General features: G+C 71.6%; 19 protein-coding genes. 15 read left to right on the top strand and 4 right to left on the bottom strand.

What is annotated here, in order from left to right:
• The first annotated feature begins 3 nt into the window (after positions 1–3).
• The 9 genes from OHS81_RS36580 (at position 4) to OHS81_RS36620 (ending at position 10572) form a co-directional block, all read left to right on the top strand.
• Positions 4–891, top strand: a complete 888-nt coding sequence (locus OHS81_RS36580; RefSeq protein ID WP_328391688.1) for a Rossmann-like domain-containing protein — start codon at positions 4–6, stop codon at positions 889–891.
• On the top strand, positions 888–2105 hold the full coding sequence (locus OHS81_RS36585) for a PLP-dependent cysteine synthase family protein (protein ID WP_328390557.1): 1218 nt from the start codon (positions 888–890) through the stop codon (positions 2103–2105). Before OHS81_RS36580 ends, OHS81_RS36585 begins: the two co-directional genes overlap by 4 nt.
• The gene (locus OHS81_RS36590; protein ID WP_328390559.1) at positions 2102–3202 is read left to right on the top strand and encodes a mandelate racemase/muconate lactonizing enzyme family protein; all 1101 of its coding nucleotides are present in this window, start codon (positions 2102–2104) and stop codon (positions 3200–3202) included. Before OHS81_RS36585 ends, OHS81_RS36590 begins: the two co-directional genes overlap by 4 nt.
• Positions 3203–3216: 14 nt before the next feature.
• Positions 3217–4503, top strand: coding sequence for an MFS transporter (locus OHS81_RS36595; RefSeq protein WP_443058884.1), 1287 nt, complete (start codon positions 3217–3219; stop codon positions 4501–4503).
• A gap of 137 nt (positions 4504–4640) precedes the next feature.
• On the top strand, positions 4641–5432 hold the full coding sequence (locus tag OHS81_RS36600; protein WP_328391690.1) for a class I SAM-dependent DNA methyltransferase: 792 nt from the start codon (positions 4641–4643) through the stop codon (positions 5430–5432).
• 52 nt (positions 5433–5484) lie between these two features.
• Positions 5485–7074: an ABC transporter substrate-binding protein gene (locus OHS81_RS36605; RefSeq protein ID WP_328390563.1), complete on the top strand. Its 1590-nt coding sequence runs from the start codon at positions 5485–5487 to the stop codon at positions 7072–7074.
• Positions 7071–8024: an ABC transporter permease gene (locus OHS81_RS36610; RefSeq protein WP_328390565.1), complete on the top strand. Its 954-nt coding sequence runs from the start codon at positions 7071–7073 to the stop codon at positions 8022–8024. The genes OHS81_RS36605 and OHS81_RS36610 overlap by 4 nt, the downstream gene beginning before the upstream one ends.
• Positions 8021–8962, top strand: coding sequence for an ABC transporter permease subunit (locus OHS81_RS36615; protein WP_328390567.1), 942 nt, complete (start codon positions 8021–8023; stop codon positions 8960–8962). The genes OHS81_RS36610 and OHS81_RS36615 overlap by 4 nt, the downstream gene beginning before the upstream one ends.
• Positions 8959–10572, top strand: a complete 1614-nt coding sequence (locus tag OHS81_RS36620; RefSeq protein ID WP_328390569.1) for an ABC transporter ATP-binding protein — start codon at positions 8959–8961, stop codon at positions 10570–10572. Before OHS81_RS36615 ends, OHS81_RS36620 begins: the two co-directional genes overlap by 4 nt.
• On the opposite strand, the gene OHS81_RS36625 is transcribed toward OHS81_RS36620, so the two are convergent.
• From OHS81_RS36625 to OHS81_RS36635, 3 genes are all read right to left on the bottom strand, one after another.
• A complete protein-coding gene (locus tag OHS81_RS36625) occupies positions 10499–11845 on the bottom strand; it encodes a cytochrome P450 (RefSeq protein WP_443058820.1) in 1347 nt (448 codons plus the stop codon). The genes OHS81_RS36620 and OHS81_RS36625 overlap by 74 nt on opposite strands.
• On the bottom strand, positions 11842–12660 hold the full coding sequence (locus tag OHS81_RS36630; RefSeq protein ID WP_328390572.1) for an alpha/beta fold hydrolase: 819 nt from the start codon (positions 12658–12660) through the stop codon (positions 11842–11844). Before OHS81_RS36630 ends, OHS81_RS36625 begins: the two co-directional genes overlap by 4 nt.
• A gap of 194 nt (positions 12661–12854) precedes the next feature.
• Positions 12855–14267: an alpha/beta hydrolase family protein gene (locus tag OHS81_RS36635; protein WP_328390574.1), complete on the bottom strand. Its 1413-nt coding sequence runs from the start codon at positions 14265–14267 to the stop codon at positions 12855–12857.
• A gap of 459 nt (positions 14268–14726) precedes the next feature.
• On the opposite strand from OHS81_RS36635, the gene OHS81_RS36640 reads away from it, so the two are divergent.
• From OHS81_RS36640 to OHS81_RS36655, 4 genes are all read left to right on the top strand, one after another.
• Positions 14727–15707: an ABC transporter permease gene (locus OHS81_RS36640; protein WP_328390576.1), complete on the top strand. Its 981-nt coding sequence runs from the start codon at positions 14727–14729 to the stop codon at positions 15705–15707.
• Positions 15708–15812: 105 nt separating this feature from the next.
• Positions 15813–16877, top strand: a complete 1065-nt coding sequence (locus OHS81_RS36645) for an ABC transporter permease (protein WP_328390578.1) — start codon at positions 15813–15815, stop codon at positions 16875–16877.
• A gap of 82 nt (positions 16878–16959) precedes the next feature.
• Entirely contained in the window at positions 16960–19095 is a 2136-nt protein-coding gene (locus OHS81_RS36650; RefSeq protein WP_328390580.1) for an ABC transporter ATP-binding protein, read from the top strand.
• 87 nt (positions 19096–19182) lie between these two features.
• Positions 19183–20868, top strand: coding sequence for an ABC transporter family substrate-binding protein (locus OHS81_RS36655; protein ID WP_328390582.1), 1686 nt, complete (start codon positions 19183–19185; stop codon positions 20866–20868).
• A 125-nt stretch (positions 20869–20993) separates the two neighbouring features.
• Here the strand turns inward: OHS81_RS36655 and OHS81_RS36660 are convergent, their stop codons facing one another.
• Complete coding sequence (locus OHS81_RS36660) at positions 20994–22199, bottom strand: cytochrome P450 family protein (RefSeq protein WP_328390584.1); 1206 nt, start codon at positions 22197–22199, stop codon at positions 20994–20996.
• Positions 22200–22512: 313 nt separating this feature from the next.
• Between OHS81_RS36660 and OHS81_RS36665 the strand changes: the two genes are divergently transcribed.
• Together OHS81_RS36665 and OHS81_RS36670 are read left to right on the top strand one after the other, a co-directional pair.
• Positions 22513–23214: a class I SAM-dependent DNA methyltransferase gene (locus OHS81_RS36665; protein WP_328390586.1), complete on the top strand. Its 702-nt coding sequence runs from the start codon at positions 22513–22515 to the stop codon at positions 23212–23214.
• Between the two features lie 50 nt (positions 23215–23264).
• Positions 23265–25262, top strand: a complete 1998-nt coding sequence (locus tag OHS81_RS36670; RefSeq protein WP_328390588.1) for an ATP-binding SpoIIE family protein phosphatase — start codon at positions 23265–23267, stop codon at positions 25260–25262.

The following is a 25262-nucleotide window of genomic DNA, read 5'->3' on the forward strand; positions in this document are numbered from 1 at the left end:
CAGATGGATAGCGGCACCCTCGCCCCCCAGGCCCCGGCCGCCTCGTATGACGGCCTCGCCCCTCATGCCCCGGCCGCTTCGTACGACGGCCTCGTGGCCCGCGTCCTCGGCGGCGAGTTCGGGCCGAACCCGCGTACCCAGCGGATCGCCGTCGCCTTCAGCACCCGCCAGGCCGTACGCCACGAGGGCCGCGGCGGTGGCTACCGCAACGAAGTGCTGAGCCTGCGCCTCGAGTCAGCGGTCGGCTCCTGCGCGGTGGAGCCCGGTGAGATGCCGGACGCCGCCGTCGAGGACTGCGTCGGCGCGGACCTCGCCAGCCTCCTGGAGCACGAGCTGCGCCCGGTGCGGGTGGCTGCCCTCGACGCGTATCTGATGCGGGTACGCCCGCACACGCCCGCGAACGGCGCACGGCCGTGGTCACTGCCGGCCGGATCGTCGCTGCGGAAGTCGCGGGCCAGGGCACGGGCCGTCACCGGACTGGTCGACGCCGCGCCCGGCGCCCGGGTGCTCGTCGTCGGGGTGGTCAACTCGCTGCTGGAAGCGCTGCGGGAGCGAGATCTGGCCTATGTGCCGTGCGACCTCAAGGGCGGTACGACGGAGTTGGGCGAGCCCGTACGCACCGATGCGCTCGCCGAGCTGGCGGGCTGCGACGCGGTCCTCGCCTCCGGCATGACGCTCGGCAACGGCAGCTTCGAGCCGCTGCGGGAACATGCCCTGCGCCATGGCAAGCCCCTGGTGATGTTCGCCCAGACCGGAAGTGCGGTACTGCCGCGGTTCCTCGGCGCAGGGGTGAGCGCGGTGTGCGCGGAGCCCTACCCGTTCTTCTGGCTCGACGGCGGAGCGGGCACCGTCCACCGCTACCGCACCGCGGCACCCGGAGCCGCCCGGTGACCACCGCCCTCGTACACCCCACCGGAAACCGGGAACTCCTCGGTCTGCTCGGCCGTACCCCGCTCGCGCGGGTCACCACCGATCTGCCCTGCCCGCACCCCGGCTTCTGGGCCAAGCTCGAAGGGCTCGGCGCGGGCGGCATGAAGGCACGGGCCGCGGTCTCCATGCTGCTCGGCGCCAAGGAGCGCGGCGAACTGCGCCCCGGCGCCCCCGTCGTCGAGTCCACCTCCGGCACCCTCGGCATCGGCCTGGCCTTCGCGGGACAGGCGCTCGGCCACCCGGTCGTGCTCGTCGGCGACGCCGAACTGGAGCCCTCGATGCGCCGCCTGCTGCGCACCTACGGCGTCCGGCTCGAACTGGCCGACCGGCCCGCGGCCGAGGGCGGCTGGCAGGCGGCCCGGCTGGCCCGGCTGCGGCAACTCCTCGCCGAACTGCCCGGCGCGTACTGGCCCGACCAGTACAACAACCCCGACAACGTGGCCGGTTACGGCTCCCTCGCCGCCGAGATGGCAGCCCAGCTCGACCACCTCGATGTCCTGGTGTGCAGCGTCGGCACCGGAGGCCACAGCGCCGGAGTCGTCGCTCCCCTGCGCCGGCACTGGCCGCAGCTACGGCTGATCGGCGTGGACGCCACCGGATCGACGATCTTCGGCCAGCCCGCCAGGGCCCGGCTGATGCGGGGACTGGGCAGCAGCATCCACCCTCGCAACGTCGCCTACGACGCGTTCGACGAGGTGCACTGGGTCGGCCCGGCCGAATCCGCCGACGCCTGCCGCAGGCTCGCCGCCGGCAATTTCGTCAGCGGCGGCTGGAGCACCGGCGCGGTCGCGCTCGTCGCCGCATGGGCCGCCCGCATCCATCCCGGAGCCGAGGTCGCCACGGTTTTCCCCGACGGGCCGCAGCGCTACCTGGGCAGCGTCTACGACGACGACTTCGCCACCGCCCACGGCCTGGACCTGACCTGTGCCGCCACCCGGCCGGTCGAGATCCCGCACCCGCAGGCGGCGGAGGCGACCGGATGGACCCGCTGCCGGACGGTCGCCGACCCGCTCGCGCCCTCCGCCGGGCACGGCGACCGCCCTGCCGCACCAGCCGTCCCCCACCCCACCCCGCTCGACCCGCTCCCCGCGGCGCCCGGCCCGCACCCCGCCCGTGCGCCCGCCGCCGGATCGTCCCGCTCCGCCCGCCGCACCACCCGGAAAGAAGCCCCGTGAAGGCCAGTCAGCGCACCGTACGACTCGAACTCACCGAACCACTGCGGATATCCCGCTCCACCATGGCGGCCCGCGATGCCGTGTGGCTCGCCATCGAACACCACGGCCACCATGGCTACGGAGAGGCCGTGACCAGCACCTACTACGGACTGGACGCCGCCACCCTCGCCCGGCTGCTGAGCGGGACCGCACGAGAACTCGCCCGGTGGGCCGACCCCGAGAGCGCACTCGATGCCCTGCGCACGGGCGAACTGCCCGCACCCGGCACGCCCGCGGCGGTGACGGCGGCCGTGGAGTCCGCGCTGCTCGACCTCGTCGGCAAGCGCGCCGGCGTCCCCGTGCACCGGCTGCTCGGGAGCACCGAGGCGCCGCGCGCCGCCACCGCCCGCACGATCGGCATCACCTCGCCGGGGGCGGCAGCGGAGCAGGCGGGCCGGCTGGTCCGGCAGGGCTTCTCCGTCCTCAAGCTCAAGGCCGGTGTCCCGGATCCCGAGGACGACCTCGACCGGGTACGGGCCGTACGCCGTGCCGCGCCGGACGCGCGGCTGTTGCTCGACCCCAACGGCGGCTGGACCCCGGCCCTGGCACAAGCCCTGCTGCCCCGCTACGCGGACCTCGGCGTCGAAGCGGTGGAGCAGCCGCTGGCCCCCGGCGACCCCGAGACGCTGGCCCGGCTGGCCGAACGCTCGCCGCTGCCGGTCATCGCCGACGAGGACGCGGTCGGTGTCGAGGACGCCCGGCGGCTGGCCGGCCGGGTGCACGGCATCAACGTCAAGCTCGCCAAGTGCGGCGGTGTCACCGCGGCGCTGCGTATCGCCGATCTGATCGCCGGCAGCGGCACCGCGCTGATGCTCGGCTGTCTCACCGCCAGCACCCTCGGCCTCGCGCCCGCCGTCCACCTCGCCGGCCGTGCCCGCTGGACCGACCTCGACGGCCATCTGCTGCTCGCCCACGACCCCTGGACCGGCATCGGCGGCACCGACGGCACGGTGCGAGCCGGCGGGCAGCCGGGCCTCGGCGTACGGCCGGCACGCGGCGGGATACCACCGGCCGAGGCGGCAGCGGAGCCGGCCTGCGGTGTGGAGGCACGGCAGTGAAGATCTGGCACGAGATGCGCCGCTTTCCGTTCGCGATCCGTCTGCTGCTGATCAACCAGCTCGGCGTCAATACCGGCTTCTACCTGCTCATCCCGTATCTCGCCGTGCATTTGGGGGAGGACCTGGGGATGTCCGCCGCGGTCGTCGGCATCGTGCTCGGCGTCCGCAATCTGAGCCAGCAGGGGCTGTTCCTCATCGGAGGCTCGGCCGCCGACCGGCTGGGGGCGCGGGGGGTCATCATCGCCGGCTGCGCGCTGCGGACCGTCGGCTTCGGGCTCTTCGCGCTCGGCGACGGCCTGACCGTACTCCTCGCCGCGTCCGTCCTCAGCGGACTCGCCGGGGCACTGTTCAACCCCGCGGTCCGCGCCTACCTCGCGCAGGAGGCGGGCGACCGCAAGGCCGAGGCCTTCGCCCTCTTCAACGTCTTCGCGACCACCGGGGCGCTGGTGGGACCGCTGCTCGGCAGCGCTCTGCTGCTCGTCGACTTCCGGGCCTCCGCGCTCACGGCTGCCGCCCTCTTCGCGCTGCTCACCGTCGCCCAGGCCGTCGTGCTGCCCGCCTGCACGGTCGCCACGGCCACGAACAGCGTCCTCGGCGACTGGCGTGAAGTGGTCGGCAACCGCGCCTTCGTGGCCTTCGCCCTGGCGATGGTCGGCATGTTCACCCTGCAGAATCAGCTGTACCTGCTGCTGCCCGACGGAGCGCGGCGGGCCACCGGCTGGGACGGTGCGGCAGGCCTCGTCTTCCTCGTCGGCACCGTCGCCAATCTCTCGCTGCAGATGCGGATCACCCGCGCCCTCAAGCGGCGCGGCGACCGGGCACGGTGGATCTGCGCGGGGCTCGCACTGATGGGACTCGCCTTCGTACCGCCGATGGCCGTCGCCGGTCCGGTATCCCCGCCCGACGGCCCCGGCGCCGCCGCCCTGCACGCGCTGCCCGTACTAGCCGGGGCGCTGCTGCTCTACCTGGGCGTCATGATCGCTCAGCCCTTCGTGATGGAGCTGATCCCCGCCTTCGGCCGCGCCGAGCTCACCGGCACGTACTTCGGGCTGTTCTACGTGGTCTCCGGCATCGCCGCCGCGGTGGGCAACACCGTCATCGGCTGGGCCATGGACACCGGGGACCACACCCGTACGCCGTGGCTGCCCTGGGCGTGCGCGCTCGCCTTCGGCGTCGCCTCCGCTGCCGGTGTCGCCTGGCTGCACCGGATGCGGTGCCTGCCGGGGCGCACCACCGAGGAGCCGGTGACGGCCACGACGGCGACGAAGACCACGACGGCCACGACGGAGGGAAAGGCGTGAGACCGCATAGGGAGACCCCGGACATGCGACCACCCAGGGAAACCCCGAACGCAGCAGCACCTGTGCCATCCCGGACAGGCCACGAAACGGGCCGCGAGACGCGTCACGAAACGGGTCACGAAACGGGTCACGAAAACCTGCTGACCGACAACCCGGAACTCTACGAGGCACGCTTCCCCGACACCGGCCGTCTGGCCGCCCGCTGGGCCGAGGACTGCCTGCGTCGGCACGGCGCGGGAAACCGCGTCCTGGACATCGGCTGCGGCACCGGACGCGACGCCGCACATCTGCACGCGGCGGGGCGCACGGTCGTCGCGGCCGACCTCTCCGACGCGATGCTCGCGCACGCCCGTACCCACCACCCCGGACCGGACTACCGCCGCGCCGACCTGCGCGACTTCGACCTGCGGGAACTCGACCTCCACGAGGAGCCCTTCGACGCCGTCGTCTGCCTGGACAGCGCCCTGCTCTACTGCCACACCAACGCCGAACTCGACGGCTTCCTCGCCTCCTGCCGGCGCAGCCTCGCACCCGGCGGTCTGCTGGTGGCCGAGATGCGCAACGGCGCCTACTTCCTCGGCCGCACCGGCCTGCTCGACGCCCCGGCCGTCAACGGCTTCAGCTGGCAGGGCACCACCTACACCTCCACCACCACACTGTCCGTCGACCGCACCGCCCAACTCCTGCGCCGCACCCGCATCTGGACCGCCGACGACGGCTCCCCGCCGCACGAGCAGCACTCCGCATGGCGGCTGCTCTTCCCCCAGGAACTGCGTCATCTCCTCGCCGCGCACGGTTTCGAAGCCCTCGATCTGTACGACGGGCCGGGGCCGCGGACACAGCCCGCCTGGCAGGAGGGCGACGCTCCGGGTGGGTCCGCCGACCGGGACCGGCTCCACCTCGTCGCCCGGCTGACCCGGGACGACTGACGCCCGCTGCCCTCTCCCACGCCTCCGCCCCGCACACAGCAAGGAAACCGCCATGGACCACGGTCCCCTCAACGCCCCCCGCTTTCCCGGTCTGCGCCGCCGCGGCTTCCTGGCCGCGGCCGGACTCGGTGCGGCCGGATTCGCCGCGCCGGCGCTCGCCGGATGCAACGGCCCCTCCGGTGACAGCGCCGACGGCGGCGGCACGCCCCGCCGGGGCGGCAAGCTGCGCGCGGCGTTCGCCGGCGGCGGCGCGAGCGAGACCCTGGACCCGCACCTGGCCAACCTCTTCGCCGACGCCGCGCGTGCCAAGGCCCTCTTCGACAAGCTCGCCGACTTCGGAGCCGACCTCTCCGCCGAGCCGCGGCTCGCCGCGTCCTGGGAACCCAACGCCCGACTGGACCGCTGGACGGTGAAGCTGCGCACGGCGTCCTTCCACAACGGCAAGCCGGTCACCGCCCGGGACGTCCTCTACAGTTACCGCCGCATCACCGACCCCCGGAAGGCATTCCGCGCCAAGGCCTCGCTCGAACCCCTTGACCTCACCGCCAGCCGGGCTCCCGACGAGCGGACCGTCGAGTTCGCGCTGAAGCGGCCGATGGCCGAATTCCCCCATCTGCTGGCCGCGTTCGGCGCCTTTATCGTCCCCGATGGCGCACAGGACTTCGACCGCGCACCGGTCGGCAGCGGCCCCTTCCGCTTCGTCTCCTTCATGCCCGGACGCTCCGCCCTCTTCCGGCGCAACGACGACTACTGGGAAGGCGCGCCCCACCTGGACCAGCTGGAGTTCCTGGTCGCGGGCGAGGAGTCCGCGCGCCTCAACTCCCTGCTGGGCGGCCAGATCGAGTACGCCCACGAGCTGACGCCGACGACGGCCCGCGCACACGAGGGCAAGGGCCAGATCGAGATCGTACGGCTGCGCAACAGCGCGATGCAGTCCTTCGCGATGAAGACCGACCGGGCACCGTTCGACGACAAGCGGGTGCGCGAGGCGTTCTTCCTCCTCGCCGACCGCAGGGAACTCGTCGACGGCGCGCTCTCCGGCGCCGGTGTGATCGGCAACGACCTGTTCGGCAAGGGGTACGAGTACTATGCGGACGGCCTGCCGCAGCGCGCACAGGACCTGGACCGGGCCCGCCATCTGCTGAAGCGGGCGGGCGCCGACGGACTGCGGGTCACCCTGGACACCTCCGCCGCCGCGGCCGGCTTCACCGAGGCCGCCGCCATCTTCCGCGACCAGGCCGCCCGTGCCGGAGTACAGGTGAAGGTGGCGATGGGCAGCAAGGACAGCTACTGGCAGGACACTCTCGACTCCGGGACCCTGTGCTGCTACCGCTCCGGAGCGATGCCCATCGAGTCGCACTTCTCCCAGCGGCTGCTGTCCGGTTCCACCACCAACGCCACCCAGTGGCGGCACAAGGACTTCGACGCGCTCTACCAGCAGGCCCAGTCCACCAAGAACACGCAGGACCGGGCCGCCGTGTACGCGCGCATGCAGCGCCGGCTGCATGCCGAGGGCGGCTTCCTGGTCTGGGGCTTCGCCGACTGGATCCTGGGCACCGCCCGCACGGTCCGCGGAGTGGCGCACACCTCCCCCGCCAACACGCTCGACTGGGCCCGCTTCGACAAGGTGTGGCTCGCATGACCGGCCTGCGGTCGTGGCTGGCACGCCGGCTGCTGCTCGGCGCCGGGCAGACCGTCGCGGTCGTCCTGCTGGTCTTCGCCCTCACCGAGGCGCTGCCCGGCGATGCCGCGGTGGCGCTCGCCGGTGACCAGCCCGACCCCGGACGGATCGCCGCCCTGCGGGAGACCCTGCACCTGGACCGGCCCGCCGCCGAGCGCCTGGGGGAGTGGGCGGCCGGACTGCTGCACGCGGACCTCGGCAGCTCGCTGACCTCCGGCCGGCCGGTCAGCTCCGCCATCGGCGACGGCTTCGGGCCGACCCTCCTGCTCGCCGCGCTCACCCTGCTCCTGCTGGTACCGGCCGCCGGCGGTCTCGGTGTGCTGGCCGCCCGCTACGAGGGACGGTTCGTGGACCGGCTCATCAGCTCGGTGACCCTGGCCGTGTACGCCGTACCGGAGTTCGCCCTCGGCGTGCTGCTGGTCGCGGTCTTCGCGCTGCGCCTGGGCCTGCTGCCACCGACCGCCGTGGGGTACGGCGGTGATCTGCTCACCCATCCCGCGGCGCTGGTGCTGCCGGTACTGGTCCTGCTGGCCCGACCGGTGTGCTCGCTGACGCGCCTGGTCCGGGCCGGCATGATCGACGCACTGGCCTCGCCGTACGTCGCCCATGCCCGCCGCTACGGCATCCCCGGCGGGCGCATCCGCTATGCGCACGCCCTGCCCCACGCCCTGGGGCCCGCCGCCCAACAGCTCGCCCGCACGGTCGACTGGCTGCTGTGCGGTGTCATCGTCGTGGAGGCCCTTTTTGTGATCCCCGGACTCGGAACCGTCCTGATGAACGCCGTCGCGGAACGCGATGTCCCCGTCCTGCAGGGCCTTGCGGTCGTCTTCGGATGCATCGCCGTCGTCCTCAACCTGGCCGCCGACCTGGTCACTCACCGCTTTGTGCCCCGGACCGGGGAGGCGGCATGAGGATACCGACGACCGGCGGCCGGGGACGCTTCACCTTCGCCCTGCTGATCGTCGCCGTCCCGCTGCTGCTCGCCCTGCTCGGGCCGCTGTTCGCGGGGGAGTCCGGGCCACGGGCCGCGTCCTTCACCGCGGGCGGCGGCCACTGGGCCGGCACCGACTTCGTCGGACGGGACGTCTGGCGGCAGGTGCTGCTCGGGGGCCGCCCCGTGGTCCTGGCCGCACTCGCGGCGACGGCGCTGGCCTACGCGGTGGCGCTGCCCCTGGGCCTCCTCGGTGCGCTGACCCACCGCCGCTGGCTGGAGGAGCTCGTGATGCGCCCCCTGGACATCCTGCTCGCCGTGCCGTCGCTCCTGGTCATCTTGCTGGTGGCGGCGGTCCTGACGCCCGGTGCCGGCGGACTCGCCCTCCTGGTGGCCCTGGTCAACATCCCGGATGCCGCCCGGACCGTCCGGGCAGCCGCCGCCGAGGCGGCCGCTTCGCCCGCGGTCGAGGCGCTGCGCATGCAGGGCGAGACCTGGTGGCGGACAGCCGTGGGCTACGTCGGCCGCTCGGCCCTGCGCACCCTTGCCGCCGATGCCGGGGTACGGCTGACCGGCGTGCTCTATCTGGTGGCCACGGCCGCCTTCCTCGGCGTCGGTGCCGAACCGGACGCCGCCGACTGGGCGGTGATGGTCGACCGCAACCGGACGGGCATGTTCGTCCAGCCCTGGGCCGTCGCGCTGCCCGCCGTGCTGATCATGGCCCTGACCATGGGCACCAACCTGCTCTGCGACGCCGCCCTCGACCGAAGCGGCCCACGACAGCGGCCTGGCCGTGCACCGCGGCCCGAACGGGGCTCCCGGCGGCACCGTGCATCGCGACCCGGACCGGCCCCCGACCCCCTGCCCACCGATGCCACGGCCGCCGGGCCGGGGCGCAGTGAGAAGAGCCACGCATGAACGCCACCGACATCGCCCAGGTCCAGGACCTCCGTGTCGAGACCGGCGGCCGGGCCCTTGTCGACGGGGTGAGCCTCCGGGTGCCGGCCGGCCAGGTCACCGCGCTGATCGGTGCCTCCGGCAGCGGCAAGACCACCACCGGGCTCGCCCTGCTCCACGAGTATCCGCCCGGTGCCACGGTGACCGGCGAGGTGCGCGTCCCCGACGGCCTCATCGGCTACGTACCACAGCACCCCGCCACCGTCCTCAACCCCGCCCGGCCGGTGGCCGCCCTCCTCCGGGACATCGCCCGCAGCCGGGTACGCCACCTGCCCCGCCGCGCCCGCCGCCCCGCCGTCCGGCAACACCTGCTGCGCGCCCTCGGCCAGGCCCGGATCCCCGACGGCGAAGCCCTGCTGCACCGCTTCCCCCACCAGCTCTCCGGCGGCCAACAGCAACGTATCGTCCTCGCCCAGGCCCTCCTGAGCGGTGCCACCACCCTCATCGCGGACGAACCGACCACCGGCCAGGACGCACTGACGAAGCAGCAGATCGCCGGCCACCTGGCCGCCCTGGCCCGGCAGGGCCTCGCGATCCTGCTCCTGAGCCACGATCTCGACGTCGTCCGCACCCTGGCCGATGAGATCCACGTCCTGCGGGCCGGCCGCATCGTGGAGTCCGGTCCGCCGGAAAAACTCTGGCGCTCCCCACAGCACTCCTGGACCCGCGAACTCCTCACCGAAGCCGGTACCGCCGGGCCGTCGGACAACGCGCTTGCCCACCGCAGCGCCACCACCCCGGGCACCGGTACGCGGCACGGCACCTCCCTGACCGCCCCCGCCGCCCCGGAACCCGTGCTCCAGGTGCGGGCCCTCACCGCCCGCCACGGCAGGTCCCCCGTCCTGCACACCGTAGATCTCCGCCTCCCGCCGGGCTGCTCGGCCCTCGTGGGCCGCTCGGGCAGCGGCAAGACCACGCTCGCCCGATGCCTGGCCGGCCTCCACCGGACCCACGACGGAGAGGTGCTGCTCGACGGGGCCGCACTGCCCCGCAGTCTCCGCGACCGTACCCGCGAACAACTGGCGGCAGTGCAGTACGTCTTCCAGGACGCCCGGGCCGCCTTCGACGAACACCGCCCGGTCCTCGACCAGGTGAGCCGCACCGCCGTACGCCTGCGCCGGGTCCCCGCCCCCAAGGCCCTGGCCGACGCCGAGCGCACCCTGAGCACCCTCGGGCTCGCCGGCGACCTGGTACGCCGCAAGCCGGCGGAGCTGTCCGGCGGCGAACTCCAGCGCGCCGCCCTGGCCCGCGCACTGCTGGCCCGCCCCAGGGTCCTGATCTGCGACGAAATCACCTCCGGCCTGGACACCGTCGCGCGCCGGAACCTCCGCGCCCTCCTGGTCCGGCTCCTCGGGGCTCACCCGGACCTGTCCCTGCTCCTGATCACCCATGACCGCGACACCGCAGCCCTGGCCACCCGCACCGCCGTGCTCGACCGGGGCCGCCTCGTCGAACAGGGCCCGACCGGTCAGCTCCTCGCCGACCCGCAACACCCCCTCACCGCCGCGCTGCTGCAGGCTCCCCTTGGGGCTCGTTCACCAGCCGCAGAGGCAGCGCCTTCAGCCCGTTGATGAAGTTCGACACCAGCCGCCGGGGAGGCTCGGCGACCGCCAGGGAGGGCACCAGGCGGGCCGTCTCCTCGTACAGCACCCGCAGCTGCAACCGGGCGAGATGCGCGCCCAGGCAGATGTGCGGGCCGTCACCGAACGAGACATGGGGGTTGGGGGAGCGGGACAGGTCCAGGCGGTGCGGGGTGGCGAAGGCCCGCTCGTCGTAGTTCGCCGAGCCGTGGAAGACGACCACTTTGTCGCCGGCGCGTATCCGCTGCCCGGCCACCTCGGTGTCGCACACGGCGGTCCGGCGGAAGCTGAGCACCGGCGGATGCCAGCGCAGCAGCTCCTCCACTCCCGTCGCCGTCCCCACCGCACCGGTGCGCAGGCGCCGGTACGCCTCCGGCTGCCGGGCCAGCGCCAGCAGGCCGCCGGGGGCCGCGCTGCGTACGGTGTCATTGCCCGCGATGGTCAGCAGGAAGAAGAACATCTCCAGCTCGGGCGTGGCCAGTTCGCCGTCCGCTGCCAGGACGGTCATGACATCGTCGCCCGGATGCCGTCGTTTGTGGGCGGCCAGCTCGCGCGCGAAGCCGAACATGTCCTGCAGCATCGCCGGGGACCGCGGGTCGGCGGGGCGCCCGTCCGGGCCCGGGGCGGCCGGGCCCGACTCGTCCGGGTCCTGGTAGCCGATGACGCGCCGGGTCCAGGCCAGGAGCAGCCCGCGTTCAGCGGGCGGTACCCCGAGGAGATCGGCGAGGTTGAGCAGCGCGAAGTCGTCGGTGACATCGGCGACGAGGTCGCGCACCCCGCTCCCCGCACGCGCGGCATCGACCGCCGAGGTCAGCAGGTCACGGGCCCGCTCGCGGACGGCCGAGCCGAACCGCTCGATACGACGAGGAGTGAAGGCACGGCTGACCAGGCGCCGCAGCCGTCCGTGGCCGGGGGGATCCTGATTGAGCATCATGCGGCGGATGAACGGCAGATCGGCGGGGTCCGGATCGCGGATCTGGGTGGCTCCCAGATGGGAGGAGAACCTGCCCGCGTCCTTCAGCACCCGCACGACGTCCTCATGGCGCGTGACCGCCCAGAAGCCGGGCCCGGCCGGCCAGCCGAGCACTTCGTGCTCCTCCTGCCAGGCCACCGGATGCCGGTCCCGCAGCAGCCGGTACGCCGCGTGCGGCAGACCGCCGGCATAGCCGCGCGGGTCGAAGACGTCAGGCACATCCGACACGTCAGGCACATCCGGGACGCCCGGCAGACCCGGCCGAGCCGCACCACCGGCGGGCACGGTCATCCGCCTTCGGGCCCGTCACCGTCACCGTCACCGTCACCGTCGTCGTTCCCGTCGGCGCGCAAGAAGTCCTCCACGGCCCGGATCAGCTCCAGCGGGGTTTCGTCCATGGCGTAGTGCCCTGCCGAGGGCAGTTCGACCAGCCGGCTGTTGGCGTACCAGCGCATCCATGTCGCACGCGTCAGGTCGGCGGTCAGCGCGGGATCCAGCGCCCCGGTCACCGCGAGCGCCGGTACCGCCGAGCCCTCGACCTCGGCATGGAACGTCTCCCCGGACCAGGAGTCCAGCCAGGACCGGAACGCCTTCGGATCGCTGCACTCCAGGGACCGCCGCACCATCCTGTCCAGCCAAGCGGCGGGGCGCTGCCCGCCGGTGGTGAGATCGATGATGGTCCGCCGGTTCTCCGGTGTGTGCGCCGCCGAGGAGAACAGCTCCCACTGCTGCGGTGGCAGCGGCAGCCCGGAGGCGGGGACCGGCGAGATTCCCACCAGCCTGCGCACCCGGTGACCAGCCGCGGCCAGTACCCGTTGGACGACGCTGGCGCCCATCGAATGTCCCACCACCGAGAACCGGTCCCAGCCCAGCCGGTCGGCGAGCGCGAGCACATCGGCCGCGCCCTCGCCCGAGGTGTACGCGCCGGCCGCGCCCCTCGCCTCGCCATAGCCACGGAGGTCGACCAGCGCGTACTGGAAGGCGCCCTGATCGAGATCCGGCAGGACCGGGTCGAAGGCGGACCTGTCGGCGAACCAGCCGTGCACGGCGATGACCTTGTGCGATCCCCGTCCGTGCAGGGTATGAGGCAGTACGAAGGAAGCCACGTGCACTCCAGAGGTGTGACGAACCCACAGGCGGCCACGGGCCGCGTCCGACCACACTGGCCGTACTCTCCCCGCCGTGCAAGAGCGCCGCGGGCCGGGTACGGCAGGCCGGAGGGCGGGTACGGGCGCGGGTGCGGTGCGCCGCGGCAGGTGGGAGCCGTTCCGGCCCGGCCGGGGGAGGGGCGCCGCGGAAGTCAGCTGCCGGTCAGTTTCTCCTGCAGCCAGTCGAAGACGACCTCGCAGTGCTGCTGCGGGGCCATCGGGGAGCAGTGCAGCTGCGCGCCGGTGGCCGCGGTGAGCTTCACGTAGTCCTTGGGAGCCGTGAGTTTGTCGAACATCTGGCGCGGCTGTCCCGGGTAGAACTGCTCGAATTCGTAGTCGAGCACCAGCGTGGGCATCGTGATCCGGCCCACGACGTCCGTGATGTCCAGCGACTTGATGAGGGTGGCAGGGGTGTAGAAGTCGGTGAACATCTTGCCCTTGCGGGCCGCGAGCATCGCCGGCACGGAGAACGGCTCGAAGCGCTTCTTCATCGTCGCGGCCGCGGACGGCGGCAGGTCCGGGACGACCTCTTTGTTCCAGATGGCGTTGGTCTTCTCCTTGTCCGGGGTGAGAACTTCCCGGATCTCCGGAGGAAAGCCCAGCCAGGGCGTGAGCACACCGGGCATCGCCACCAGCGCCGCGATCCGGTGCTCGAAGGCCGCGGCCCGGGGGGCCAGATTGCCGGCCATGCTCAGCCCGGTCAGGGCGATCTTGCCGCTGTCCACGTCCGAACGGGCGGACAGCCAGTCGACGAGCGGGGTGACGGCCCTTTCCCAGCGTGGCGTGAAGACCACCTGGTCGACGAAGAGCAACTGGCCCTGTCCGGGCCCGTCGTACACCAGGGCGTTCCAGCCGCGCTGCAGAGCGGCCGGGACGCCATAGGTCCACATGTCGACGTTCTGCCCGTCGCTGCCGTTGGTGAGGATCACGGTGGGGCGCCGCTCGCCGGAGCCGTCCGGCCGGAAGAACCACACGGGCAGCGGGGTCTTCCCGTACGGGACGCGGGCCGTCACCGGTGCCGGGTCGCACCGCTTGCAGAACGCGTCCCAGGCGTCGCGCCCCGCCCGGTACAACTGCTCCTCGCTGCCGGGGGTGTGGGAGCCGAGGACGAAGAAGAGCCCCTGGCCGTAGTACTGCGCGGCCCGCAGGTCCCGGAACCGTGTGGTCTGCGTCCCGGGCTCGCCGGCCTGAGGCGGTTCCCTCAGCTGATCGCCGAGCTTCCTGAACGTCTCGGTGTACGTCTGCGCGGAGAGGCCGGCCTTGTTGATGGTGTTCACGGCGGTGAGCACCTCGCCCACCTCACCGGCACCGTAGCCGGACGCGCCGAGCGTAAGGAGCCCGTTGAAGTTGAAGCCGGAGTCCTTGAAGAGCGTCATCACACCGGGCGTGGGATCGCTCGCCGAGGCATAGGCCCGCGCCGTGCGACGGGTCTCGGGCGCCGTCGCGGGCGAGGCGCCCGAGGTGCTGCACCCGGAGGCCAGTACGGCCCCGGCCCCACCGGCGAGCCCGGCCAGCGCGGTGCGGCGGGTGGGGCCGGATGTGCGATCAGCCGATACGTACGTCATGCCGACCGAACGTACGAGCCGCGCGCACCGGTCCCCCTCTGCGACACCCGCCCTTCCCCCGAACGGCACCCGACGTGCATCCGTCCGCCCGGCGGCAGCAGCCGCGATGTCTCTTCGGACGCTCCGTCAGCCCGGGGGGTCCCCGATACCCCCTCCGTCGTAAAGTCTTCGTCAACTACCTCTGTGCCGTATCACGTTCGCGCGGTGTCCGACTATCGGGTTTCGCTACGCGGGGGAGCGGTGCAAGCCTGGGATTCGAAAGTATTGCTCCGCGATTGCCATCGATTGGCGTGGTCATAGGCGCAATGCCCTTGACTGACGGGGCAGTTGGCGTTACCGCTCCGTAAACATCTTGTGATCGACAAATGTGTCGATGACAAGAAGGATGTGTTCGATCCGTACCGACCCCCACTTCAGCTGCACATGGCTGTTTCGGTGCGCATGAGGAGAGACATCACCATGGGCCGATATCTGCTGCGCCGATTGGCGAACTACCTGGTCCTGGTCGTCGTCGCCGCGTCCCTGACGTACTTTCTGGCCGGGCTCAGCCTCAACCCCCGCGCCAAGTTCGAGGGCCGCAACCCGCCGCTGCCCGAGTCGTCCATCACCAAGACACTCGACGACTACAACATGAACCCGGACACCCCGATCCTGTCCCGGTTCGGACACTGGGCGGAGGGTGTCGTCCACGGTGACCTCGGCAAGACCATCGAAGGTGACGACGTCAACGACGACTTCGGCCGCCGGGTGGGTGTCTCCACCCGGCTCCTGCTGATCGCCACCCTCATCGGCTCCCTGGGCGGTGTCGCGCTCGGCGCATTCGGCGCCATCCGCCAGTACCGCCTCTTCGACAGGTTCACCACCCTCGCGTCATTCTTCGTGCTGGCCATGCCGGTGTTCGTGATCGGCGTCGCGCTCAAGATCGGTGCCACCGCGCTCAACGACGGCACGCAGACCATCAAGGTGCTCGGCGAGTACGACCCGCAGTACGCGGGGCAGTGGAACTTCGACGCCCTCGTCAACCGCGCCCAGCACATGCTGCTCCCGGCACTGACCCTGATCATCCTCCAGGTGGCGCTCTACAGCCGCTACCAGCGCTCCACCATGCTTGACGTCCTCGGCAGCGACTTCCTGCGCACCGCCAGGGCCAAGGGGCTGCGCCGGCGAAAGGCCCTGGTCAAGCACGGGCTGCGGACCGCGATCCTGCCCGTCGTGCCGTTGCTGGTCTACAACATCGTGCTGCTCTTCACCGGAGCGACCTTCACCGAGAAGACCTTCGGCTGGCACGGCATGGGCGAACTCCTCGTCGACTCCATCAACAAACAGGACGTCAACTCCGTTGCCACCGTCGGGCTGTTCACGGCCGTTCTGGTGCTGATCGCGGGAGTGCTGTCCGATCTGCTGTACGCGGCGCTCGATCCGCGCGTACGGGTCCGCTGATCCCCCAGCCACCGCTGGGAGGTGCCCCCACCCCCGGCTACCGCTGGGAGGTGCCCCCGTCGCCGACCGGCCCCCCACCCCCACCGCCCCTCAGGAGAGCGCGCGATGAGCGTCCAGCTGCCCCCCGCGACCGAACCGGCCCCCGGCCCCGTCCCGCCCGGTGAAGCCGAAGGCCCATCCACCAAGGCCCGTACCTCACGAATGCGGCTGACGGTCCGCCGCTTCGCCCGGAACCGACTGGCACTGCTCGGCCTGGTGCTGCTGGTGCTGCTGTTCGCCGGTGCCTACGGAGGCCCGTTCCTCACCAAGTGGGACTACCAGCAGCACGACTTCATGAACTTCCTCTCCAGCCCCTCCGGGGACCACTGGTGGGGCACCACCCAAGGCGGCGTCGACCTCTTCTCGCTGACCATGCGCGGTCTGCAGAAGTCGCTGATCATCGGCCTCCTGGTCGGTCTCATCTCCACCTTCCTCTCCGCCACCGTCGGCGCCTTCGCCGCGTACTTCGGCGGCTGGACGGACCGGGTGCTGATGTGGATCGTCGACCTGCTGCTGGTGATGCCCTCGTTCCTGATCATCGCCGTGCTGTCGCCCGCGTTCCGCGGCGCCACCTGGCTGGTCTTCGTGATCCTGCTCGGCGCCTTCAGCTGGATGGTCACCGGGCGCGTCGTACGCTCCATGACCTTCACGCTCAAGGACCGCGAATTCGTCAAGGCCGCCAAGTACATGGGCGTCCCCGCGCCCGTCATCATCTTCCGGCACATCCTGCCCAGCATGGCCTCGATGCTGATCATCGACGTCGTCATCCAGGTCGGCGCGGCGGTCATCGGCGAGAGCAGCCTGTCGTACTTCGGGTTCGGCGTGCAGGCGCCCGATGTCTCCCTCGGCACGGTCATCGCCGACAACACCACCAACGCCTCCACCTACCCGTGGCTGTTCTTCTTCCCGGCCGGCTGCCTGGTGCTGATCGGCGTCTCCATCTCCTTCATCGGCGACGGGCTGCGTGACGCGCTCGACCCCAACGCGTCCGGTGCAAAGGCGCGTTCGCCCCGCAAGAAGAAGCAGTCGCGACCGTCCGCGGCCGCGGTGGTCCCGGCGCAGGCGACGGCTGCCGGCACCCGGCCCGACGAGCCCGAGACGTCCGCCGGCAGCCAGGGCGCCGCCTCGTGAAGCGCGTCGCACACTCCCAGCATCAGCATCAGCATCAGCACCAGCACCCCGCGCACCGCGCGCCCCAGGAAGGACCCCGACGGTGACCGAAACCAGGCCGTCCCAGCCCACCGAGGCCCTTGACGCGGCGCAGCCCGTCCTCGCCGTCAGCGATCTGACGGTCTCCTTCCCGAGCGAAGCGGGCGAGGTGCAGGCCGTACGCGGCGTCTCCTACGCGGTGCGTCCCGGGGAAGTACTCGGCATCGTCGGCGAGTCCGGCTCCGGCAAGTCCGTCTCCTCCATGGCCGTACTCGGACTGCTCCCCGAGAGCGCCGAGGTCGCCGGGTCCGTCAAGCTCGCGGGCCGTGAACTGCTCGGCCTCGGCGACGCCGCCCTCTCGAAGATCCGCGGCAAGGACATCGGCATGGTCTTCCAGGACCCGCTGTCCGCGCTGACCCCCGTCTACTCCGTCGGCGACCAGATCGTCGAGGCTCTTCAGGTCCACCAGTCCCTGGACAAGAAGGTCGCCCGCAAACGCGCGATCGACCTCCTCGACGTGGTCGGCATCCCTGACTCCAAGCGCCGGGTGGACGCCTTCCCCCACGAGTTCTCCGGCGGGATGCGCCAGCGCGCGATGATCGCCATGGCCATCGCCAACGACCCCAAGGTCATCATCGCCGACGAGCCCACCACCGCCCTCGATGTGACCATCCAGGCCCAGGTCCTGGACGTGCTCAAGACCGCCCAGGAGGTCACCGGCGCCGCCATCGTCATGATCACCCATGACCTCGGTGTCATCGCCGGCTTCGCCGACCGGGTGCAGGTCATGTACGCGGGCAAGCCGGTCGAGGCGGGTCCGGTGGACGCGGTCTACTACGGGCCGCGGATGCCGTACACCCTCGGCCTGCTCGGCTCCATCCCGCGGCTGGACGAGGCCCGTGCGGAGGGCACCGCACGCCGCGCGCTCACCCCCATCGAGGGCAACCCGCCCAAGATGGTCGACCTGGCGCCCGGCTGCCCCTTCGCCCCCCGCTGCCCCATCGCGATCGACCGCTGCCACACGGTGGAACCGGAGCTGACCCTCGCCGAGGGCTCCGACCACCCCACCGCCTGCCACCGCGCCCACGAGATCGGCGCGGGCCTCGACCGCGACGCCGTCTACCCGGTGCCGGTCCTCCCGGAAGCCGGCACGGTCGAGCGGCTGCCGCGCGAGGAGCGGCCCACCGTTCTCGCCCTCGACGGACTCGTCAAGCACTTCCCGCTCACCAAGGGCGCCCTCGTCAAGCGCACGGTCGGCACCGTACGGGCCGTCGACGGCATCAGCCTGGACATCCGCGAGGGCGAAACGCTGGGCCTGGTCGGCGAGTCCGGCTGCGGCAAGACCACCACCCTGCTGGAGATCCTCGACCTGCCCAGCGGCCAGGCCGGCACCGTCACCGTCTTCGGCAAGGACATCCGCGGCCTCAGCCGGGCGGACCGCAAGGGACTCCGCCGTGACATGCAGATCGTCTTCCAGGACCCGATGGCGGCGCTCGACGCCCGGATGCCGATCGGTGACATCCTCGCCGAGCCGCTGAAGACCCACGGCTGGGACAAGGACCGCATCGCCGCCCGTATCCCCGAACTCCTCGACATGGTCGGCCTGGAGGCCGAACACGCCGACCGCTACCCGCAGGAGTTCTCCGGCGGTCAGCGCCAGCGCATCTCCATCGCCCGTGCGCTCGCCCTGGAACCCAAACTGGTCATCCTCGACGAGCCGGTCTCCGCCCTCGATGTGTCCATCCAGGCGGGTGTCCTCAACCTCCTCGACGAGCTGAAGACCCGCCTCGGGCTCAGCTACCTCTTCGTCGCCCACGACCTGTCCGTCGTCCGGCACATCGCCGACCGCATCGCGGTGATGTACCTCGGCCGGATCGTGGAGCTCGGCGCGGCCGACGACGTCTTCGCCGCGCCCTCCCATCCGTACACCCAGGCGCTGCTGTCCGCGGTGCCGCTGCCCGACCCGCGCAAGGAGCGCGAACGCAGCCGGATCCTGCTCAAAGGCGATCTGCCCAGTCCCGCGGACGTGCCGGCCGGCTGCCGGTTCGCGGGCCGCTGCCCGAAGTACGCCGGGCTCGGGGAGAGCGAACAGGCGCGCTGCCGGGACGAGGACCCCGCCACGGCGGTCCTCGGCACGGACCACACGGCGGCCTGCCATTACGCGGCGCCGCTCGATGTGGTCGAACCCGCGGCGCAGTGAGACGCGCTCCCGACCGCTCCGTACCGCACCGCTCTGCACATTCACATCCGTAGCCGGCACGTTTCGACAGCTCAGGAAGAGGCATCAGTGAAGGTCTCCCGATATCCCCTCGCGCTCGTAGCGACCCTCGCCGTGTCGTCGCTGGCACTGACCGCCTGCGGCGGCTCGGACGACGACGCGGAGCAGAAGGCCCCGGAGGGGACGACAGCCCTCAACATCAAGGCGACCGACCCCGCGAAGCTGAAGCAGGGCGGGACGATGAACTGGGCCGTCCAGACGTTCGCCACCCAGTGGAACGTGGCCGAGATCGATGGGCTGGAGGGCACCGAGGTGATGAAGTCCCTCATGCCGAGCCTGTGGCACTCGAACGCGCGCGGCGAGCAGGTGCCGAACAAAGCGTTTCTGCTGGACGCGGACTCCCGGACCGTCAAGGGCAAGCAGGTGGTCACCTGGCATCTGAACCCCAAGGCCAAGTGGTCCGACGGCACCCCGATCACCTGGAAGGACATCGCCGCCGGCACCCGCGCCATGGACGGTCACGACAAGGCGTTCAAGGTGACCTCCACCGTCGGCTTCGACCAGGTGGCGGACGTCAAGAAGGGCAAGGACGACTACGAGGCCGTCATGACCTTCACCAAGCCGTTCGCGGACTGGAAGGGCATGTTCAACGCGGCGAACAACCAGCCGCTGTATCCGGCGAAGTACGTCTCCGACCCGGAGTCCTACAACACCGCCTACGTCAACAAGATCCCGGTCACCGGCAACGCCTTCAAACTGGGCAGCATGGACAAGTCCGCCAAGACGGTCACGGTGGTGGCCGATCCGAAGTGGTGGGGCGACAAGCCCAAGCTGGACAAGATCGTCTTCCACGCGATGGACCAGGCATCGATGCCCGGCGCCTTCGCCAACGGCGAGATCGACTACTTCGACGTCGGCGGCGACTCCTCCGCCTACAAGCAGGTGTCCAAGGTGTCGGGTGGCGAAATCCGTGAAGCGGGCGGCCCCAACTACCGCCAGATCACCCTTAACGCCAAGAGCGCCAAGCTGAAGGACCCGAAGGTACGCCAGGCTCTTTTCAGGGCCACCGACCGCGCCACGATCGCCAAGTCGGACCTCAAGGGCCTCGGCTGGAAGCCCTCCACCCTGGACAACCACCTCCTGATCGCCAACCAGAAGGGGTATCAGGACAACGGGGGCACGCTCGGTAAGTACGATCCGCAGGCGGCCGGAAAGCTGCTGGACGAGGCGGGCTGGAAGCTCAGCGGCAAGGTCCGCAAGAAGGGCGGCCAGGAGCTGTCCCTGCGGTTCGTCATCCCCTCAGGCACCCCCGCGGCCACCAACGAGGGGTCGATGCTGACCCAGATGTACCGGCAGGTCGGCGTGAAGCTGCAGGTCCAGACGGTGCCGAGCAACGACTTCTTCGAGAAGTACATCACCCCGGGCGACTTCGACGTCACGCCCTACACCCTGCTCGGCACACCGTTCGCCGCGAGCGGTGCCACCAACGTCTACGCCGCCAAGGGCGGCAACAACTACTCGAAGATCGGCAGCAAGAAGCTGGACGACCTCCTCAACTCCGCCAGCACCAACGCCGCCGACCCGGCCGGCGCGCTCAAGACGACCAACCAGGCCGACGCCGAGGCCTGGCAGCTTGCCGGCGTCCTGCCGCTGTACCAGCGCCCCGACATCGCGGCGGTCAACAAGAAGCTCGCCAACATGGGCGCCCTCGGTATGACCGACCCGGTCTACGAGCACATCGGCTTCACCAAGTAGTCCGCTGAGCAGCAGGCGGCCACACGCCGGTGGCCGTACCCGAAGCGTTCGGGTACGGCCACCGGCGTTCGTGCATGGCGGAGTTGACCGTCATGACAGGCTGGGCCGTCTGCCGGCCGGGTCCTTCACGACCAGCGGACAGGAAGACTCCGCGGACCACGGAGCAACGCGCCCAACCGCCAGGAGAGGTCGGCCGGGTAGGCGTCCAGTGCCAGTTCCGGGCAGTGCTCCAGGAGTGTGCGCACCGCGATCCGTGCCTCCAGCCGGGCGAGCGGGGCTCCGAGGCAGAAGTGGATGCCATGGCCGAAGGCCACATGGCCCCTGGCGTCGCGGGTGATGTCGAAGCGGCCGGGGTCGTCGAACCGCAGGGGGTCGCGTCCCGAGTCGGAGATCACGGGGAGCACCACCTCGCCGCCGCCGGGGACCACCGTGCCCGCGATCTCGGTCGGCTCGACGGTGAAACGGAATGTGGAGGTCTCCAGGGGGCCGTCATAGCGCAGCATCTCCTCGACCGCACCGTCGATGAGGGACGGATCGGCGCGCAGCAAGGCGAGCTGGTCGGGGTGGGTGAGCAGGGCCAGGACCCCGTTGGAGATCAGATTGGCGGTGGTCTCATAGCCGGCGATCAGCAACAACTGGGCCATGCCGAGGAGTTCGTCCCGGCTGAGCCGGTCGCCGTCCTCGTCGCTCACCGCAATCAGATCGGTCAGCAGATCGTCGCCGGGCCGGGCGCGCTTCGCCTCCACCAGGTCGTCGAGGTAGCAGGACATGGCCGTCCGGGCTTCCCTGGTCTGTGGCGTCGCGGCACCGGCCAGCAAGATGTCGGTCCAGGTGCGGAAGGCCTCCCGCTGCAGGAACGGCACTCCCAGGAGCTCGCAGATGACGGTGACCGGGAGCGGGAAGGACAGCGCCTCGACGAGGTCGCCGCGGCCTTCGGGCCGGTCGAGCATCGCCGCCAGGAGCTCGTCGGTGATCTCCTGGACGCGTGGCGCGAGGGACGCCACCCGGCGGGCGGTGAAGGCACGGGCGACCAGTCCTCGGATGCGGGTGTGCTGCGGCGCGTTGGAGCGGAGCATCGACACGCCGATGGACACCGGCTGCAGGGACTGCGCGGACGACGCGTGCCGCCACTCCTTCGACAGCCGGGGGTCGCTGAGGGCCGCGCGCACCTCTTCGTAGCCGACCACCAGCCAGACGACCGTGCTCTCCGGGAGCCGTACGCGATGCACCGGCCCCCGCTCGCGCAGCCGCGCGTACACCTCGTACGGATGGCGGACGAAGTCCTCCCCTAACGCCGCCAGGTCAAGGGTCTCCACCGGTTCCGTTGCCATCTGGCCTCCTGCCCCCGTGCGCTGTGCCGCGGTGCATGTGGGTACGGGGGGAACTATCCGTGACGGCAGCTCCGCAAACCGCCGGCCGTCGCCGGGAGGCCGTTGCGCCCGGCGGTGGCGCGGCCGGCAGCCGTGTGTCCCGCGACGGTCGGGCTGCCGGAGGAACGGTCGGCCCTGGCCACAGCCCGCGCTCCGCCCGCGCCCCTGCGTGCTCCGTGCGTGCCCCGGCGGCCTGCTGCGCAGGGCGCGGTGGCGGACGGACGGGGTGCATGATGGAGGTAATCGAATAAACGCACGTGAAGAGGCGTCATTCGTGAGCGAAGGATTTCTGGAGACCGGTTACGAGAGCGATGAGGCCGCCGCCGAGGGCACACGACCCGACCGCGAGGGGCAGGCCGAGGCGTTCGACGCGATCGGCGACCGCTATGACGAGGCCTTCCCGTACAAGAAGGGGCAGCTCGCCGCCGCCGAGTGGCTGATCAGGACGCTGCCCGCCGGGTCCCGGGTGCTGGACCTGGGCTGTGGAACCGGCCTCCCGACGGCCCGGCAGCTGGTGGAGGCGGGCTTCGAGGTGGTCGGCGTCGACCTGTCCCGTGGCATGGTGGACCTCGCCCGGGAGTACGTGCCCCGTGCAACGTTCCACCGCCTGGACATCGCCGACCTGGCGCCCGACGGCCCCCATGACCTGGGGCCTTTCGATGCCGTCGCGGCCTTCTTCTCCCTGCTGATGCTGCCGCGCACCGAGATCCCCGGTGCCCTGCGCACCATCCACGACCTGCTGGTTCCCGGTGGCCTGTTCACCCTCTCGATGGTGGAGGCCGATGTGGACTACTTCACGATCCCGTTCCTCGGCAACACCATCCGGGTCTCCGGCTACCTGCGGGACGACCTGCGCGCGGTCATCGAGGAAGCGGACTTCGAGGTCGTCGACGAGTCCTCGTACACCTACGCCCCCGCGGTCTCGGACGTGCCGCCCGAGGAGCAGCTGTTCCTCAACTGCTCGCGACGCGGCTGAGGCCACCGCCCCCGCGGTCCCTGACGCCCACCGGACGGACGAGACGAGTAATGGAGCCCCGCACCCCCGACCACGGCCCCGGCCGGCTCCCCGCCGGGACCGAGGGCCGTGGTGCGCCCCAGGACCTGGCACTGAACGCCACACCCGTGGACACGGGCGCCACTCCGCCGGTACGGCCGCCGCCACCCCCGAGCGGCCGTCCCGGGAGCGTGCCCCCCAAGGGCCCGGACCCTCCCGGCCGCGGCACCACCCGTCCGGATCCGGCCGCCCCCGAGTGCCCCGCTGAGGGCGTCCGGGACGCGACGGAGCGCGCCCCCGGGACGGCGACCGACCGGCTTCGCTACCTCGAAGCCGCCACGCGGCAGATCGCCCGGGGCCTCGACCAGGACGAAACCCTCCGGGAACTGTGCCGGGCAGCGATCCCCACCTTCGCCGACGCGGTCCTGGTTCACCTGCGTGATCCCCTTCCGACCGGGGAGCGGCAGCCGGCCGGCCCTCTCGTCCTGCGGCTGCACAGCATCGCTCAGGGGCCGGAGGATCTGGTCACCACCGCGCCTCCGGGCTCCGGCGACTTCGGGCAGCTCACGGTCACCGGCCGGTTCGCCGAGCTCCTGCTGGCCGGGCGTCCCGCGTTCGGCGATGCCCCGGAGACCGCCCCCGCGGTGACCGGGCTGCTGCAGCCGGTGGCGAGCGGGCCGGCGGCACCGCCACCGGGCCGACGGCTGATCATCGCCCCGCTGTACGGCCGCCGGCACCTCATCGGAACCGTCGCCCTGCTGCGCGGCGCCGAGCGGCCCGCCTTCACGGGCGATGACCTCCTCGTCGCCTCCCAGCTCGCCACCCACACCGCCTTCGGCGTCGACAAAGCGGTGCTCCACGGGCACGAGGCCTCGCTCGCCGATGCGCTCCAGCTCACGATGCTGCCCTCCTCGCTCCCCGAGACCACGGGTGTCCGGCTGGCGAGCCGGTACCTGCCGGCCGCCGAGACCTCCCAGGTGGGCGGCGACTGGTACGACGCGATCCCGCTGCCCGGCAACCGCGTCGCGCTGGTGGTCGGCGACGTCATGGGCCACTCGATGACCTCCGCCGCGATCATGGGGCAGCTGCGCACCACCGTGCAGACCCTCGCCGGGCTCGACCTGCCGCCGGAAGAGGTCCTGCACCACCTCGACGAGCAGGCCCAGCGCCTCGGCAGCGAGCACATGGCGACCTGCCTCTACGCCATCTACGACCCCATATCGCAGCGGCTGCTGGTGGCCGACGCCGGGCATCTGCCTCCGGTACTGCTGCACCCGGACGGGTCGGCCGAAGTACTGCGGATCCCGCCCGGCGCGCCGATCGGCGTGGGCGGCGTCCCCTTCGAATCCGTGGAGATGCCCGCGCCCACGGGAGCGACCCTGCTCCTGTACACCGACGGCCTCGTGGAGTCCCGGGGCAGGGACGTCTGGACAGGAGTGGAGGTGCTGTGCGCCCGCCTGCAAGCCACCGCCGCCGTGGTCGCCTCCCCGCCGCTGGAAATGCTCTGCGACACGGTGCTGACCATCCTGGACCACGGGGCCCGGGACGACGATGTCGCGCTGCTCGCCGCCCGGTTCGACGGTTTCCCGCCGCGCAATGTCGCGTACTGGTTCCTCAACCCCGAGCCGCAAACGGCCGGCCGGGCCCGGCAGCTGACCCGCAGAGCGCTGCACCGCTGGGGCCTGGACCCGCTGCTCGATACGACCGAACTCCTGGTCAGCGAGGTGGTGACGAACGCGGTGCGCTACGCCTCCCGGCCCATCGCCCTGCGGCTGCTCCGTACCGATGTGCTCCGCTGCGAAGTGGGCGACGATTCACCGCAGGTGCCCCGGATGCGGCGCGCCCAGGCGGGTGACGAGGGCGGACGCGGCCTGTTCCTGGTCGACCGGCTCGCGGATCGCTGGGGAGCGACCCGGCTGAGCACGGGCAAGGTCGTCTGGTTCGAGCAGCCGATCCCCGAGGAGTACCGCCCGATGGACCGGAAGGACTCCACGGACGCGAGGGACCCGAAGGACGGCGACGCGGCGTAA

This window comes from Streptomyces sp. NBC_00400, assembly GCF_036048035.1.
GTDB lineage: Bacteria > Actinomycetota > Actinomycetes > Streptomycetales > Streptomycetaceae > Streptomyces.

Bases quoted from the DNA above. Each gene is read 5' to 3' on its own strand.
- OHS81_RS36580 (WP_328391688.1), top strand. From the start codon at position 4: ATGGATAGCGGCACCCTCGCCCCCCAGGCCCCGGCCGCCTCGTATGAC.
- OHS81_RS36595 (WP_443058884.1), top strand. From the start codon at position 3,217: ATGCGCCGCTTTCCGTTCGCGATCCGTCTGCTGCTGATCAACCAGCTC.
- OHS81_RS36605 (WP_328390563.1), top strand. From the start codon at position 5,485: ATGGACCACGGTCCCCTCAACGCCCCCCGCTTTCCCGGTCTGCGCCGC.
- OHS81_RS36610 (WP_328390565.1), top strand. From the start codon at position 7,071: ATGACCGGCCTGCGGTCGTGGCTGGCACGCCGGCTGCTGCTCGGCGCC.
- OHS81_RS36615 (WP_328390567.1), top strand. From the start codon at position 8,021: ATGAGGATACCGACGACCGGCGGCCGGGGACGCTTCACCTTCGCCCTG.
- OHS81_RS36620 (WP_328390569.1), top strand. From the start codon at position 8,959: ATGAACGCCACCGACATCGCCCAGGTCCAGGACCTCCGTGTCGAGACC.
- OHS81_RS36625 (WP_443058820.1), bottom strand. From the start codon at position 11,845: ATGACCGTGCCCGCCGGTGGTGCGGCTCGGCCGGGTCTGCCGGGCGTC.
- OHS81_RS36635 (WP_328390574.1), bottom strand. From the start codon at position 14,267: ATGACGTACGTATCGGCTGATCGCACATCCGGCCCCACCCGCCGCACC.
- OHS81_RS36640 (WP_328390576.1), top strand. From the start codon at position 14,727: ATGGGCCGATATCTGCTGCGCCGATTGGCGAACTACCTGGTCCTGGTC.
- OHS81_RS36645 (WP_328390578.1), top strand. From the start codon at position 15,813: ATGAGCGTCCAGCTGCCCCCCGCGACCGAACCGGCCCCCGGCCCCGTC.
- OHS81_RS36660 (WP_328390584.1), bottom strand. From the start codon at position 22,199: ATGGCAACGGAACCGGTGGAGACCCTTGACCTGGCGGCGTTAGGGGAG.
- OHS81_RS36670 (WP_328390588.1), top strand. From the start codon at position 23,265: ATGGAGCCCCGCACCCCCGACCACGGCCCCGGCCGGCTCCCCGCCGGG.